Annotated in this window: 14 protein-coding genes; 1 reads left to right on the top strand and 13 read right to left on the bottom strand. The window is 42.6% G+C overall.

The annotated features are described in order from the left end of the window. Window positions 1-405 precede the first annotated feature (405 nt). Window positions 406-636 carry an RNA chaperone Hfq gene (gene hfq, locus AC0VX7_RS09385; protein WP_041966638.1) on the bottom strand — a complete coding sequence of 77 codons (231 nt, stop codon included), beginning with the start codon at window positions 634-636 and terminating at the stop codon, window positions 406-408. Window positions 637-665: 29 nt separating this feature from the next. Further along, the gene (gene miaA / locus AC0VX7_RS09380) at window positions 666-1,619 is read right to left on the bottom strand and encodes a tRNA (adenosine(37)-N6)-dimethylallyltransferase MiaA (protein ID WP_475427585.1); all 954 of its coding nucleotides are present in this window, start codon (window positions 1,617-1,619) and stop codon (window positions 666-668) included. 278 nt (window positions 1,620-1,897) lie between these two features. On the opposite strand from miaA, the gene mreBH reads away from it, so the two are divergent. Continuing rightward, on the top strand, window positions 1,898-2,905 hold the full coding sequence (mreBH, locus tag AC0VX7_RS09375; protein WP_475427584.1) for a rod-share determining protein MreBH: 1,008 nt from the start codon (window positions 1,898-1,900) through the stop codon (window positions 2,903-2,905). Between the two features lie 254 nt (window positions 2,906-3,159). Here mreBH and AC0VX7_RS09370 read toward each other — a convergent pair whose 3' ends face one another. From AC0VX7_RS09370 to AC0VX7_RS09320, 11 genes are all read right to left on the bottom strand, one after another. Continuing rightward, the gene (locus AC0VX7_RS09370; protein ID WP_286180738.1) at window positions 3,160-3,507 is read right to left on the bottom strand and encodes a hypothetical protein; all 348 of its coding nucleotides are present in this window, start codon (window positions 3,505-3,507) and stop codon (window positions 3,160-3,162) included. A gap of 281 nt (window positions 3,508-3,788) precedes the next feature. Next, entirely contained in the window at window positions 3,789-5,720 is a 1,932-nt protein-coding gene (gene mutL / locus AC0VX7_RS09365) for a DNA mismatch repair endonuclease MutL (RefSeq protein WP_475427583.1), read from the bottom strand. 212 nt (window positions 5,721-5,932) lie between these two features. Continuing rightward, entirely contained in the window at window positions 5,933-8,593 is a 2,661-nt protein-coding gene (mutS, locus tag AC0VX7_RS09360; protein ID WP_475427582.1) for a DNA mismatch repair protein MutS, read from the bottom strand. Between the two features lie 504 nt (window positions 8,594-9,097). Next, on the bottom strand, window positions 9,098-10,228 hold the full coding sequence (locus AC0VX7_RS09355; RefSeq protein ID WP_475427581.1) for an ABC transporter permease: 1,131 nt from the start codon (window positions 10,226-10,228) through the stop codon (window positions 9,098-9,100). Continuing rightward, complete coding sequence (locus tag AC0VX7_RS09350; RefSeq protein ID WP_475427580.1) at window positions 10,221-11,411, bottom strand: ABC transporter permease; 1,191 nt, start codon at window positions 11,409-11,411, stop codon at window positions 10,221-10,223. Before AC0VX7_RS09350 ends, AC0VX7_RS09355 begins: the two co-directional genes overlap by 8 nt. A 13-nt stretch (window positions 11,412-11,424) precedes the next feature. Next, the gene (locus tag AC0VX7_RS09345; RefSeq protein WP_475428116.1) at window positions 11,425-12,366 is read right to left on the bottom strand and encodes an ABC transporter ATP-binding protein; all 942 of its coding nucleotides are present in this window, start codon (window positions 12,364-12,366) and stop codon (window positions 11,425-11,427) included. Window positions 12,367-12,897: 531 nt separating this feature from the next. Next, complete coding sequence (locus AC0VX7_RS09340; protein ID WP_475427579.1) at window positions 12,898-13,524, bottom strand: response regulator; 627 nt, start codon at window positions 13,522-13,524, stop codon at window positions 12,898-12,900. Continuing rightward, window positions 13,502-14,545 carry a sensor histidine kinase gene (locus AC0VX7_RS09335; RefSeq protein WP_475427578.1) on the bottom strand — a complete coding sequence of 348 codons (1,044 nt, stop codon included), beginning with the start codon at window positions 14,543-14,545 and terminating at the stop codon, window positions 13,502-13,504. Before AC0VX7_RS09335 ends, AC0VX7_RS09340 begins: the two co-directional genes overlap by 23 nt. Before the next feature lie 259 nt (window positions 14,546-14,804). Then, on the bottom strand, window positions 14,805-15,131 hold the full coding sequence (locus tag AC0VX7_RS09330) for a hypothetical protein (protein ID WP_475427577.1): 327 nt from the start codon (window positions 15,129-15,131) through the stop codon (window positions 14,805-14,807). Window positions 15,132-15,159: 28 nt separating this feature from the next. After that, a complete protein-coding gene (locus AC0VX7_RS09325) occupies window positions 15,160-15,303 on the bottom strand; it encodes a hypothetical protein (protein WP_214902193.1) in 144 nt (47 codons plus the stop codon). 217 nt (window positions 15,304-15,520) lie between these two features. Next, window positions 15,521-15,976: an NUDIX domain-containing protein gene (locus AC0VX7_RS09320; protein WP_475427576.1), complete on the bottom strand. Its 456-nt coding sequence runs from the start codon at window positions 15,974-15,976 to the stop codon at window positions 15,521-15,523. Between the last annotated feature and the right edge of the window lie 105 nt (window positions 15,977-16,081).

The raw sequence follows: 16,081 nt of genomic DNA, 5'->3' as shown, positions 1-16,081 counted from the left end.
ATAAGGGTGCATTTATCCTGGAAAGGTGCCCTTATGTCGTTGGAATCGCCTACATAAGGGTGCATTTATCGTGGAAAGGTACCCTTATGTCGTTGGAATTGCCTAAATAAGGATACATTTATCCTGGAAAGGAACCCTTATGTCGCTCAAGGTGCATTCCCACTCCAACAACTGGTTGCAATAAAATTCTTTTATATAAAGCCGTTCTCGGAAAGATTGTTGTTAAAATTCATTTTGCAATTCAGTATTATATTTGCATGCTCTTTTCTCGTAAAAAGAGTCTTCTTTGCGAAGAACATTAAGTCAAACAATCCTATTTTGTAGTTAATATCAACAAAGCTTGAGAAAAGAGCCTTATAAAAAGAAAAAACCCGCACTTGGCGGGTTTCCTTCGTCATTATTTAATTAAGCTTGCCCCTCGAAATCGATCTGGACATTCTTTTGCGGCGCGAATGTTGAGATCGCATGCTTATAGACAAGCTGCTGTTTTCCTTCAGATTCGAAAAGCACGGTAAAGTTATCAAAACCTTTAATCTGGCCTCTCAATTGAAACCCGTTTAATAAGAAGACGGTCACATTGATATTGTCTTTGCGTAGCTGGTTTAAATACTGGTCCTGAATGTTCACTTGTTTCATGGGCGGATCCTCCTCTTTTATCTCTATTATTATGTATTCGCTTTTATCTCGAGCTTTCCTTCAATGAACTTGGAAATTTCGGCGAATTTTTTTTCAGCGTCTTTAGACTCTGACATATCAAACCATTCCACATTCATCTTGTTTCGAAACCATGTTAGCTGCCTTTTTGCATATCGGCGGGAATTTTGCTTTAAATTCTCGATTGCTTGCTCCAGAGAAATCTTGCCATCAAAGTAGTCGTAAAGCTCTTTGTATCCAATTGCCTGGATGGACTGGCAGTCTTTTAAGCCCTTTTCGTAAAAGTACTTAACCTCATCAAGGAGGCCCTGCTCCAACATTAACCCGACACGAAAGTTGATCCGGTTGTATAGCATCTCTCTATCCATTGTCAGGCCGATTAGTGCTGTATCATACAAAAGTTCGGGTGCTTGGTTCTCCTGCAGTTCTCCCGCAGTTTTACCCGTACAGTGAATGATTTCCAGCGCCCTGATGACACGCCGAACATTGTTAGGGTGAATTCTTGAAGCACTTTCGGGATCAACCTCTTTCAACTTTCCATGTACAAATTCCTGGCCTTTTGTCTCTGCTTCTTCCTCCAGGCTGCGTCTGAACACTGGGTCAGAAGGAGCTTCAGTGAAATGATAATCAAAAATCACCGACTGGATGTATAACCCTGTACCGCCAACAATCATCGGCATCTTCCCACGGGAGCTTACTTCATTTATTTTCTTGCGGACAAGTTCCTGGAATTCTGCGGTTGAAAAGCTTTCATCAGGCTCTTTGATATCAATTAAATGGTGGGGGACTCCCTCCATCTCTTCCCGGGTGATTTTTGCGGTTCCAATATCCATCCCTTTATAAATTTGCATCGAGTCGCCACTGATGATTTCACCATTGAATTTTTTCGCAAGTTCAATGCTCAGCTTCGTTTTGCCAACTGCAGTCGGCCCAATTAACACAATCAATTTCTGTTTTTGTTCCAAAAAATTTCACACTGCCTTTTCATAGAGCGTGTCAGCAATTTTGCATCTGACTTCATTAATTTATTTTACCATTAAATAGAAAGCAGTTGAACATCTATGCATTATACCCGAACTTTACAAGTATTATTCTCTTATATCATCTTTTGAAAAAATTTTCCTTAACTTTTACAGTTAGATAACGATTCAGTAACAAACGCACTTTCACCCCCACATTCATGATAGTTTAATAGAAGTCTATGAGTGGTTTAATAATTTATATAGAACTGGGTGAAAACAAAATGTTATCAACTACAGAAATAGGAATTGATTTAGGAACAGCTAACACTCTTGTATATAGTAAAAATAAAGGAGTCGCTTTGAACGAGCCTTCCGTCGTGGCGATTGATACTGAGACAAAAACTGTCCTTGCTGTCGGCAAGGAAGCGAAGGAAATGATCGGGAAGACACCTGGAAAAATCGTGGCCATCCGCCCGTTGAAAGATGGAGTCATTGCTGATTTTGATGTGACAACAGAAATGCTGAAACACATCATGAAAAAAGCATCCAAAAAGGGCGGTTTCTCTCTCCGCAAGCCGGACGTCGTCGTCTGCACACCTTCTGGTTCAACAAGTGTTGAACGCCGTGCGATCCAGGATGCAGTCAGGAATGCAGGCGCAAAGAAGGTACATTTGATCGAGGAACCAGTTGCTGCAGCAATTGGCGCTGGATTGCCTGTTGATGAGCCGGTAGCAAACGTTGTCGTTGATATTGGCGGCGGCACAACTGAAGTCGCAATCATCTCATACGGCGGTGTCGTTGCTTGCCATTCTATTCGCATAGCTGGCGACAGATTGGACGAGGACATTATTCAATATGTCCGCAAAGAGTACAATGTGTTAATCGGTGAAAGAACGGCTGAAAAAATCAAGATGGAGATTGGGTACGCGCTAGTTGACCATGAAATGATGGAACTGGATATTCGTGGCCGTGACCTTGTAACAGGCCTTCCAAAGACTGTTACCCTCAATTCTTATGAAATAAGGGATGCAATCAAGGAATCTCTTCTTCATATCATGGAGGCAATCCGGGCCACTCTTGAAGATTGTCCTGCCGAACTAAGCGGTGATATTGTTGACCGCGGTGTAATCCTTTCCGGTGGCGGCGCGTTGCTGAACGGAATTCAGGATTGGCTCGGCAGTGAGATGGTTGTACCTGTACACATCGCTCCAAATCCGCTGGAATCCGTAGCGATTGGAACTGGTAAAGCACTACAATACATCCATAAACTTCAGCCAGCTGTAAGGTAAAATAAGAAAAGCGAAAGCGCCTTGGTCAGCCCCGACAAGCGTTGGAGGGCCGGCCGGTGAAGTCGATCTTTGACTTCATTGGGCGGACCGAAACGTCTCGAGGGGCTAGGCGCTGGAGCTGGCCATTCTCGAAGTGAAATTTATGCTTACTTATCTTAAAAAAGAAAGATTGCCAGTTTTTAATTGGCAATCTTTCTTTTTTAGCTTCAGAATCCGGGTATATAAGTTGATAGGGTAACGTTATCTGTCAGAACTTACTCTTTATACTGTTTCCTTAATCTATTAAAGTACAGGAAAACGGGCAATGGTATGACTACAAAGCCTAGGCTCTTGATAATTTGATTAACCGCTCTGTCTTTTTGCCGAGCCTTTTCTTCTGTGACGTACATGTCATAATTGCTGCGAAGTTCTTCCTCTGTCATTTCCGTCTTTTCACCTTCAATTTTGCCGTGGTTCATGTTTAGCTTGTAATCTGAGAAACTTTGATAGTAACCTGTTGGGCTTACGAGATCCGCTGTCGCCATGAAAATCGATACCCCGCCGCCAATTACCATCATCAATGTAGCAAACAATACTAGATAAGTATATAAATGTCTGACCACTTTCTCTCCCCCTTGCTCTTTATTTTTCACTGCAAAAGCTACTATAAAAATCAGTACAACTACAGGTAGTATGAAAAATAATATTGAGAAAACGAACAATATATCGCCCCCTTTTAATAATTATAAGAGATTATAATCCATTTAATGAATATGGTGTTTTACAAATTTCCTATTAGTGTAATTTTACACCGTTATTTGGTAAAAAAGAAGAATTTTTATCAAATTGAAGTTAATTTTTCACAAAAAAAAGTGCCCCCAATTGGGAACACTATTTCTTCTGCTTACATTACTCGCTTGAACATTTTCTCCATTTCATAAGTGGAGTAATGGACGATGATTGGCCGGCCATGCGGGCAGGTGAACGGGTCGGATGAACGCCGCAATTCATCGAGTAATGCCTGAATCTCATCGTTGCGCAGATGGTGATTAGCCTTGATCGATGCCTTGCAGCTCATCATGATGGCTGCTTCCTCTCGAAGCTTTTTAAGATCGACTTTCTTCATCAACAATAGTTGTTCAATCATGTCTTCAATCAGATCTTTCTCCTCTCCGGGAGGGAACCACTGCGGGTGTGATCGAACGATGAAGCTGTTGTAGCCAAATGGCTCAAGGAAGACTCCTACTTTTTCGAGCTCATGCTGATGTTCATTTATTTTAATGCACTCATCCGCTGAATACTCAAGAGTGATTGGCACGAGCATTTCCTGCAGCTCAGTCGCCACCTCGCCTACCTTGTTCCTGAAGTACTCATATTTGATTCTCTCCTGGGCGGCATGCTGGTCAATTATATATAAACCACGGTCATTCTGAGCCAGAATATAGGTTCCATGCATCTGCCCAATTGGATAAAGAGGAGGGACCCTTGAAGCCTGTACTTCTGCAACAGGTTCTTGGGCTGCAGGAGAAGTGTCTGACTCGAGGATTTCTTCTTCATCATGAACGAGTTCCTCATCAGGGACAGGCGCAGTGGCCTCGAAGGTCGGGTTTTCTTGAGCTACAAAGGCATTCCTCCAGTCAGGAGCCCCCTGCTGTGGACTATTTGGTGGTTCAGCTGCTTTATAGATCCGGCTTAGCTCAAAAGCCTTCTCTTCTACAAATGGCCTGCGTTCAATTGTCGGTTGCACAGTAGAATGTTTTTCTTCTGCTTCAGGCAAATGGTCCAGTTCCATGAAAGTTTGCTCTGACTTCGGTTTCTCCTGCTTCTGAGTAACCATTCCAGCCGGAATCAATTCCTTCGTTTTAAAAGCATTCTTTATGACACTTGAGACTAGCTCATTCAACTCCTGCTCCTTGCTCAACCGAACCTCCATCTTTGATGGATGGACGTTCACATCAATCAAGAGCGGATCCATTTCAATATTTAAAAGAACAACCGGATACCTGCCGATAGGGAGTAATGTATGGTAGCCTTCTTGTATCGCTTTAACCAGCGCATAATTTTTGATAAAACGGCCATTAATCATGGTCGAGATATAGTTTCGGGATGCTCTTGTGATTTCTGGCATCGATATATAGCCGTTTATTCTATAATCCAAAGATTCACCAGAAATAGGAATCATTGATTTAACCATATTAATACCGTAAATGGCAGCCAGCACCTGGCGGACGTCTCCATTTCCAGTCGTCTTCAAAAGCTGGCGGCCATTATGGACAAGCCTGAAGGAGATATTTGGATTTGCCAGCGCCAGGCGGTTTACGACATCCGTAATATTGCCAAGTTCGGTATGAATGGTCTTCATGTATTTAAGGCGTGCCGGAGTATTAAAAAACAGGTCTGAGATAATGATATCCGTTCCTTTACGGCTGTCTGCTTTCTCAACAGACTCGACCTTGCCCCCTTCGATGACCACTTTATTGCCTTCGATTCCGGTCGATGTTTTCATTTCAAGCCTTGAAACGGAGGCGATACTCGGCAACGCCTCCCCCCTGAACCCGAGAGTCCTGATCCGGAACAAGTCGTTTTCATTCTTGATTTTGCTCGTGGCATGACGCTGGAAGGCGACGAGAACATCTTCTTCCTCAATCCCGTCTCCATTGTCTGTGATCCTGACCCGGGCAAGTCCAGCCTCTTCAAGATCAATTTCAATTACGGTACTATTAGCATCAATCGCGTTCTCTAGCAATTCCTTAACAACAGATGCCGGCCGTTCTACTACCTCACCGGCAGCAATCTTATTTGATAAGGCATCATCTAGTTGCATAATTTTCGCCATTCTGTCACCTCCAGCTTTTAGTTATTCGCAAGTAATGCGGGGTTTTTCAATCATAATTCTTTCTATCAGACCTTTTTCTCGATCTTCTCTCATTTCGGGCTTATAGAATCTTTCTATGGGCCCTTTCTATCGAGCTTCTTTCATTTAGGGCTTATAGAACTTTTCTATAGACCCTTTTTCCAGTTCCTGACGCATTTAGGGTTTATAGAATCTTACTTACGCAGCTTCTTCTGTAATTCATAAAGCATATTCATTGCCTGCAAAGGGGTCATATCCAGGATCTCAAGTCCGTTTAATTGGTCAAGAACCTGCTTCTCCTTTTTGCTTGCACCACTAGCTTTCATCTGTTTAGGCTCTTCATCAAAGAATGATAACTGAGACGCGGCTGCTGTTTCTGCTGCCTGAAGAATGCTTTGTTTGTCTTGCTCATTTTGCAATGTTTCCCGAACTGAGTCTAAGCTCTTTTGACTCACAGATCCAAGTGAAACCGGTGTGTCTGTTTGCTCAAGTATGTGCAGGATTTCCGCAGCACGTTCAATCAGTTCTGCTGGCAATTCGGCCAGCTGTGCAACATGGATGCCGTAACTCTTGTCCGCTGCACCCTCCCTGATTTTATGAAGGAAAACCACTTTGCCGTTCTGCTCAACTGCGCTAACATGTACATTTTTTAATTTTTGCAGTTCATTCTCAAGTGAAGTCATTTCATGATAGTGCGTCGAAAACAGCGTCTTTGCGCTAATTTTATCATGGATATATTCAATCATAGCCTGGGCGAGTGCCATGCCATCATAAGTGGATGTACCCCGGCCAATTTCATCAAAAAGAATCAAGCTATCCTTCGTAGCATTGGTAATTGCGTTCTTTGCCTCAAGCATCTCGACCATGAAGGTACTTTGTCCTGAAACAAGGTCGTCTGCCGCGCCAATCCTGGTGAAAACCTGGTCAAATATCGGCATTACCGCCTCGGTCGCCGGGACGAAACAGCCAATTTGAGCCATGATCGCTGTCAAGGCAACCTGGCGCATATATGTGCTTTTACCAGACATATTCGGTCCAGTAATCAGCAGGACTTCGCGTTCATTGTCCATATAGCAATCGTTAGGCACATATTCCTGGGCATCCATTACTTTTTCTACAACTGGATGGCGCCCATCCTTTAGGACGATTTTCCTCTCAGCTGAGAACATCGGCTTTACATACTGTCGTTGTTCGCTGAGCTCTGCAAACCCAAGAAGTACATCGAGTTCACTAAGAGCCCTGGCAAGTCCCTGCAATCTAGGAATATATTCTTTGATCGTCTCACGGATTCCGGTAAATAGCTGGTATTCAAGCTCGACGCTTTTTTCCTCGGCAGCAAGGATCAAGTCTTCCTTTTCTTTCAGTTCAGGTGTGATGAAGCGCTCGGCATTCGATAACGTCTGCTTTCGTTCATACTGGCCTTCCTGCAAAAGATGGAGGTTCGCTTTTGTTACTTCAATATAGTAGCCAAACACACGATTATAGCCGACCTTCAATGATCTTATGCCTGTTTTCTCACGCTCATCACGTTCAAGCATGGCAATCCAAGTCTTGCCGTTCCGGCTGGCATCGCGATACTGGTCAAGCTGATGATTGTAGCCATCACGGATGATGTTCCCTTCCTTGAGAGAAAGCGGAGGGTTATCAACGATTGCCTGTTCCAGCAGATCCGCTGCCTCCTCGCAAGGATCAAGTCTGTCTGCCATACGGGCAGCTTCCTCATGGGAAAGACTCTCCAAAATATGCTTTAGTGACGGTACCTGTAATAAAGATCTCTTTAGCTGCATCAGGTCTCTTGGATTTAAATTGCCAAAAGCAACTCTTCCAGCCAAACGTTCAAGATCGTATACCTCTCTCAACTTTTCCCGCAATTCCTGGCGTTCAAAAAACTGTCCGACAAAAAGCTGCACCAATTCCTGACGGCGGCCGATCTCTGCTTTGTCAATCAGCGGCCTGTTGATCCATTGCTTCAGCATCCTGCCGCCCATCGCAGTCATCGTTTCATCAAGCAGCCATAAAAGCGTTCCCTTTTTCGCTGTAGATCGTATTGTCTCTGTCAGTTCAAGATTGCGCTTCGAAAAATAATCAATTTTCATATACTGCTGAACCTTGTAAACAGATACCTTTTGTAAATGGTCCAGGCTGCGCTTTTGGGTTCGGTACAAATAATTGAATAACCTGGAAGCTGTGTTTTTTAATTGTTCATTTTCCAGATCAGCAAATAGTTCTGAAAAGCTTTCATTGAGATCGGTGTTATCCTCAATTGAAAGAGCCAGGATAGAACGCTCCTTCAGCTTCTTCTGGATTTCCGGCGAAAGCGAGCTTTCGATGACAACTTCCTTTGCTCCAGAGATCGATAATTCGTTAATAAGCTCTTCGACACTGCCGTTAACTAATGTCGCCCTGCTTTCCCCTGTCGACAGGTCACTGCAGGCAAAGCCATATGTGTCTCCAGGAAAAACCGAAACAGTAGCGATGAAATTATTTTCTTTTTCTAAAAGACCTCGACCTTCCATTACTGTTCCAGGAGTGATCAGCTGGACAACTTCCCGCTTAACGACACCTTTGGCAGTCTTCGGGTCTTCTGTCTGTTCGCAAATTGCGACTTTATAGCCTTTATTAATCAGCTGTTCAATATAGTTAGGAGCTGAATGATAAGGAACACCGCACATCGGAATCCGTTCCTCACCGCCGCCCTCTCTGCTTGTCAGTGTTATTTCAAGTTCTTGGGATGCCTTTAACGCATCATCGAAGAACATTTCATAAAAATCTCCCAAACGGAAAAATAAAAAGGCATCCTGGTAATCCGCCTTCACTTGCAGGTATTGCTTGATCATAGGGGTATATGTAGCCATATTATCCTCCAAAATTCACTTTACTTTATTGTTAGGGGTGTGCAGAGATTCTGCCTCTCCCTTTTGATTTTATCAATTTCGGGTAATGCAACGCCTCTGCTTTTACCCTTTTCACCGTATTCTCTCGGTTTCGGGCAATGCAGCGCCTTTGCTTTTACCCTTTTTATCTTATTCTCTCATTTTTGGGTAATCCAAAGCCTCTGCTTTTACCCTTTTTACCACATTCTCTTATTTTCGGGCAATGCAACGCCTCTGCTTTTACCCTTTTCACCTTATTCTCTCATTTTCGGGTAATGCAGCGCCTCTGCTTTTACCCTTTTCACCACATTCTCTTATTTTCGGGTAATGCAACATGTATGCTTTTACCGAATACCTTTATATTCGGTCAATCCAAAAATCATTTTTCGACTCTTACTCTAAATATCTATTATAACTCGACAAAATATAATTTTCGATAGAATCCCCTTAAAAAGAATTACCAGTCCAAAAATGGACTGGTAAACATCAATCATATTTCATTCTTTTCAGGCCAATTGTGAAAAATAGTAAGCTGAATGCAAGCAAGATTAAAGCTGAATTACGGATGGCGGGAATATAAAGGCTTCCGCTGACAATTTCACGGAATCCTGTGATCATCCAGCTCTGAGGCACAGCCTTGGCTATTTGCTGCATGAATTCCGGAACAATTTCCAGTGGCCAGTATACGCCTCCCAGCATACATGTACTGACAATCAACACCGCACTTAGTGCACTTGCCTGTTGTCTCGTCTTCACGATACTAGCCATCATCAGGCCAAATCCGACAATCGTTATAATCACTAGTGCTGCAAATGGAACAAAGTAAATCAAATTACCCCACATGGAACCATAAATTAAATTCATCACGACCATAAGGACGAATAATTGGATTGCACCCATCATGAAATATGAGAATAAATATCCTATCATCACCTGGACCTTCGACGTTGGTGACGTGAGCAGACGCTGCCATGTTCCTCCGATTTTTTCATCAAGGATGGCTGAAGCTGCTCCAGAAATCCCAAACATCATGAACATGATGGTAAAGCCGATCGCCAACATGCCAACTGAACCAGTTTTTGATTCGTCTTTTCGAATTACTTCACTGCTTATTTCGAGAGATTCTCGCCCTGCTGCTTTATCAAGTATAGCGTTGACGGCGACTGTATCTTGTTCGGGAACCATTTTGAATGTTTGAATAACTGTCCTCCCAACACCCTCTATATAACTGCTTAGTGCTAGATATTCCTGGCTTTTTCTTTGGACAACGATTTGAAAAAGCGGCTTTTCCAATTCCAAACTCTCAACTATCGATTCAGCGATAAGCACCGCTGCAATGGCTTCCTGGTTTTCAACTGAACTGCGGGCTTGTTTTTCATCTGCCTTAAGCCAGGTGTATTGGTCATTTGAAGACAGTAGATCCACGATCCTGCTGTTACTTTCATTTTCTTCCGTAACCACCAGGACGAGAGGTTTATCTTGTGAAGATCCTTCAGAGCCAATCCCTCCAAAAATAATACTGAACATGATTGGCATAATGAACATCATAACGATTGCAGATGGTGTTCTGAACAAGGTTTTTAAATGCAGAATTGCGATGGATATAATCTTACGCATTGTAAGCCCTCCTTTTTGCCGAAAGGGATACAAATGCAAGTAAAAGGGATCCGAGACCAATCGCAACTAAAATGCCGGCTTCGATCAATACTTGCCAAAGGTTTGCACCAGACATCAACTCCAGGAATGTTTGCAGTGCAAGAGCGTTGGGAAGGACTTTCACGACAGAATTGACCCAGTCCGGAAAAATATACAATGGGACCATGCTCCCTCCTACAGCCGCCATTATTTGAGTGGCGAGCATGCCGGCAGCATTGAATGTCTTTTCCGTTTTGACAAGAGTACCAAGTAGCACCCCGAGCCCGCATACGCTAAAAACAAAAGAAAGACCGACAATCATGACACCTGCCATCGATTCTCCCCAACGAACATCATAAAGGTACCGTGTCCCAATAATGATGATTAAAAATTGAATGGAAGACAAAAACAACAGGCCAATAAATTTGCCGATTAAGTAATGGAGATCGGTCAGTTTCGTAACAAGCAGGCGATTGTATACATCTTGCTCTTTTTCATCAATCATGGCGCTTACTCCGGTAATTACCGTCATCAACAAGAACATGACACCCATACCAGCGGCATAATACTGGAATGACCCAACTGGTTTTTGGTCCCGTTCTACCGCAGCTTCTTTAACTATGTTAATTTCAGCATCCGTGGATTGAGACATAGCCGGAAGGGCTTTACTCATGCCGGAAGGTACAGCAACCTCCATGGCTATTACATTTACGGCAGCACTCTGAGTGAATTGCAGCACGACATTCTCGACAATCGATGACTGAATCGAAGCGGACGGAATGGAAATGACTTTCACCTCAGATTCTCCACCCGTAATGATATGATCCGAAAAATCCCGTGGAAGAATGATTCCGACGGACAATTTCTGCTGCTTTAATCTATTTTCCAGTTCTTTTTGGGTTATTGTCTCTGCAGAAATAAGTTCAGGAAGACCTTTCATGAATACTTCTTCTGCCAAAGCATTGCCTAGTTCACCTTCATCAAGATTGACAATACCTACCTCGAATTTTTCAATGGGGGCCACTTCTTCTTCTCCCATCATATTGCCAAAGGCTGCCCCCAGGATCCCAATCAATAAGATTGGCATGAAAACAAGCGTTAACAACGCCTTCCGGTCTCTTCCCATAAGGAGCGCATCTTTCAATGCCAGCCACCAAAACCCCATTTTCATAACCTCCTTAATCCCTTAAGCTTCGGCCAGTAAGATGGAGGAACACACTCTCAAGATTGGGTTCAACTATTTCAACTGAGGCGATTTCAAAACCGGCCCCTGTAACCGACTGGATCAATTCACTTAGTATTTTTTGTGGTTCCTTATGAAAAATGGCAAGCTCATTTTGATTCATTAACAGGTCCTTTTCAGATATCTCTGAAGTTAAAATCGATTTTATTCTTTCAAGTTCGACTGCTCCAGAAAAGTTCATGACAATACGAGAACGATCCCCGATTGATTCCCTTAATTGCGAAATAGTACCTGAAGCAATGAATTCTCCTTGATCCATAATGCCAATCTTTTCACAAAGATACTCAACTTCCTCCATATAGTGACTTGTATAGATAACTGTCATCCCTTCCCCATTTAGCTTTTTTACCGTTTCAAGAATGTGACTGCGAGATTGGGGATCGATCCCTACGGTCGGTTCATCCATGATTAACAACTCCGGGTTATGTAAAATCGCAGCTCCTATATTGACTCTTCGCTTCATCCCTCCTGAAAAAGTCTCTACTTTTTCCTTGGCCCGATCAGCCAATCCGATGATCTCAAGCACATCATTAATTCTTTTTTGCAAGTGGTCTCCGCTTAAACCGTACATTCTTCCCCAGAACGACAGGTTCTCCCTGGCACTCATGGTTTGGTAAAGTGCAATTTCCTGAGGAACGATTCCTAAAAGCCCTTGCCCACGCTTTGGCTGCCTGACCATATCAATGCCCGCAATTTCAATGCTTCCTGAACTCGGGGGAAATAAACCTGTAATCATCTGAATCGTTGTTGTCTTTCCTGCCCCATTGGGTCCGAGGAGACCAAAAGACTCACCCTTTTGGACGGAAAAAGAAACATTCTTGACTGCTTCGAAATCTCTAAACCTCTTAGTCAATTGCTTCACTTTCAAGACTTCCAACCCAAACACCTACTTTCATCCTATGTCGATTCAATTATCTCAAAAATTCACGCCTCATGAAATAAATTCCAATTAATATATGAAACTATTTAGAAAAGATTCTAATGGATTAGAAGTCAGTAATTTTCATCTGTATACATTGGCCAAAGAACAAAAAGCGCAAGCCCCTCGTTCAGCCCCGACAAGCGCTGCCCGCCTAAAACGCCACGTCCTGTGGCTGGCGAGTCTAGCACATCGTGTGCCTCGGAGGGCCGACCAGTGAAGTCGTTCTTTGACTTCATTGGGCGGACCGAAACCGAAAAGTATAGCCGACTGTCCAGAAACGCAGAAACTGGAGACTCCGACAAAGAAGCGCTTTTTGCTTCGACGGCGGAGTTGAAGTTTCGGAGTTTCCAGGAGGCGACACTAGACAAGCGACTCGAGGGGCTAGGCGCTGGAGCTGGATTAAGAAAACCCGTATAGTTATTTACATTGAAATTATTTTATAATTTCCTAGTAAACAAAAAAGCAAGACATCGGTATGTCCTGCTTCTAAGGTTGAAATACATTATATTTCCGTGCTGTCTCTACCCATTCATATCGCTTGTGTGTTCCGAGCTTCTCACCAATTTTCTGGCGATGGTTTTCAACTGTTTTAACTGATATATCAAGCCTTTCAGCTATGTCTTTCTGGGAATATCCTTTAACCGTAAGGATGAATACCTCCTTTTCACGCTTGGTGATCGGAAGGTCGACCAGATTGAATTGGTCACCCTCTGTCTCATCCTCCCATATATGTGTATCGAAGACCTTCTGGTTCGCTAAAATTTTATCCAGAGATTGAATCAGATCGTCGCGCTTCAGCTGCTTGATTAGATAGCCGTCAGCTCCCGCTTCATAAGCCTTCTTTTGATATCCGATATCATCATGCATCGAGAAAATGACTATTTTTGCGTCCGGCAGAAGTTTCCGAAGCCTTTCCAATGTCGTCATTCCATCCAGGCCGCCTGGCATCGAAAGGTCCAGAAGTACCAGGTCGGCAGGGAAGTCAACCGCAGCTTTAACAGCTTCATAGCCATCGCAGGCACAAATTCTCCCATCAATGCAAAAGGATTGCTGCAAAAGCATGCTCAGCCCATCCCTGACGATTTCATGATCATCGATGATCATTAGGTTCATCTTTCCTCTCCCCTTCCACTTTTGTTAAAGACACAAACCCTTCCACCCGTGTAGGTCCGCCTTCCTTGCTAATCCACTTAATGTCCCCATCAAGTATTTTGCAGCGCTCGTACATATGCTTCAAGCCGAGCCCTTTCGTTTTACATCCTCCTGCATTAAAGCCATCGCCATTATCATATAACTGAAAAAAGATATATTGATAGTATGTCTTTAAATGAATGGAGAAATAGGTTGCTTTGCCGTGGCGAACCGAATTTGTGATGCTCTCCTGGATGATCCTGAATAGATGAAGTTCTTTTTCTGGATCCAGTTTCTGTTCCTTATCGAGGTCCATCTCCAAAAAGATTTCTATCTGGTATAGTTTTCTCCAGTCCTTCACTGCTTGCCGAAGTGATTTTTCCAAACCTATGTCATAAACGATCTCAGGTCTGAGGCTTTTTGTCAGACGTTTAATATCTTCCAGCGTTTTTCCCATGACATTAACCATGTTGGTGACATGATTTTGATACTTATCTTCGCTAATGTTCTGTTTAATAACCTCGAGTCCAAGAAATATGCTATAGACACTTTGTCCAATATGGTCATGCAGTTCCATGGCAATCCTTTTACGCTCTGCCTCCTGAGCGAGCAGCGTTTCTTGTACAAGCAGCTCATGGAATCGTGCCCGCTCACTATTTTCATTCTGGACTGGAGGCCGTATCCTTAGGACATAATATACCTCTTCCGATATTGTCATTTTTTTTAAAGACATCTCAAATTCTTCAAGTCCCTCATACACTGCCAGATGGGAGTTGAAAGAAGGAATAGGATTATCAGAGGTTAAGATACAGCGATTCTCCCCCTCTTCCAGTTCTCTTTCCTGGCAATAAGTACAGTAAGGAACCTTCTCTCCAAGCTTCCAGCCGGTCATGTCAACTGCTTTTTCATTAAGATAATGTATCGTACGATCTTTATCCATAACAATCATACCCTCAGGCAGATGGTCGACAATTTCCTCCAAAAATTCTCTTTGCATCAACATAATTGATCCCTCGCTAAAACTTCTCTTCGTCGCAACTCCATTTTAACCTCTATTTCAGATGATCCTTCGCCATGTTTATTAACATTAAGTGAAATCTCCAGCTGCTTATGTCTCCATAAAAAAAGACCCAATAAGGGTCAGAGTTAAGAAAATACCTTTTTTTCGAATTTACTGTGATGGTCTGTTTCACATTCGATAATACAAATGTTATTCCTTCAAAAAAAACAGGCTGAGCTCAGCCTGTTCAAAGGTAATAACACTATTTCAACGTTTTAAGAACTTCCTCAATATCTTCATTGGTCATTTCAGCTGCCTGAGTCATTGTCCTGGCATCCTTCGATGCCCAGTAATCATATAAACGTGCCAGGTCATTACGATTATATACCTGATTACCATAGTGGCTGTAGAAATAGGCAACCAATAGATTGACGACATTGGCCGGTAGTTTATTTCGGGTTGAAATCGACCTTAATGCAATATTCTCAAGTCCGCGGATGTTATTATCAGTGAATTTTTCTACCACTTCAATTGGCAGAGCGTTTTCACAAAATGAAAGGAATTCTGGATCGGTTAATTGTTTATTCATTTGAAAATCTCCTGCTTAATTTAATTATTCAGATTGTTTCCAGCGCGTCCTCTATAAGTTCAATGTCCTTTGATATTGATTGTTTTAGTGTGGCACTTTCACAGCGCTGGTATTCTTTATGAAGTCTTCTTAGTTCCTCGTAAAAGATCCGATACTCAAAGTTGTTAATCATAATCGCCCTCATTACTTTTTACTGTTCTAAGAAATATTTTCCCATTTATACCTAATGTCAAACAAATAAATAATGAGGATTTGATTAAACTAACATTACCATTAAGCAGGCGAGAATGGGAAGAGGTAATTTGGTTCATTTGAATTTCCCAACAAAGCTGAATACAGACTTGTACCGAGGTGACTTTTTTCATCAAGCAAGGCAGAGATATTTCACCTTATATTTCCTCATTTTTTTCAATTAAAGCCAAAGCCTTTTGAAGGGCCCAGCTCTGATGTTCATGAAATAACACTTTCACCGCTGCCCCAGTTTCAACCCATCTAAGTTGATGGTCAGCTTCCACAGGTTCCCCCGCCTCTCCGGCTATTTCCGCAAAATAAAAATCCCCTTCACCAAGATAATATTCAGAATCCTTCTCCGAAAAAAAATAACGCTGTGCTTTTCCAATCCAATCTCCAATTTCCAGCAGACTACCCATTTCTTCAATGCCTTCCCTAACTAGACACTCCTTGTGACTTTCACTTCCTTCCAACCCACCGCCTGGAAGGAAGTACTTCCCATCACCCGTCTCAATCAAGGCAATCAAATTCTTATGTTCATTAAAAATTATTCCATAGACACCCGGCCGCAGGGTATAGTTTATTCCTGATTCCATTTCTCCAAAAGTAATCATTTTTACACCCCTTCAGTTATTTGGAACTATTTTCTCCATTTTACTTTTCGTGTTTTTTTAAGAATCTCCTTCCAATTCAGCAAATTACTTTTGAACTATCGTCTC

It is taken from the genome of Mesobacillus sp. QJM3NY_10, from assembly GCF_056173465.1.
This window is presented reverse-complemented; position numbering and strand designations above follow the sequence as displayed.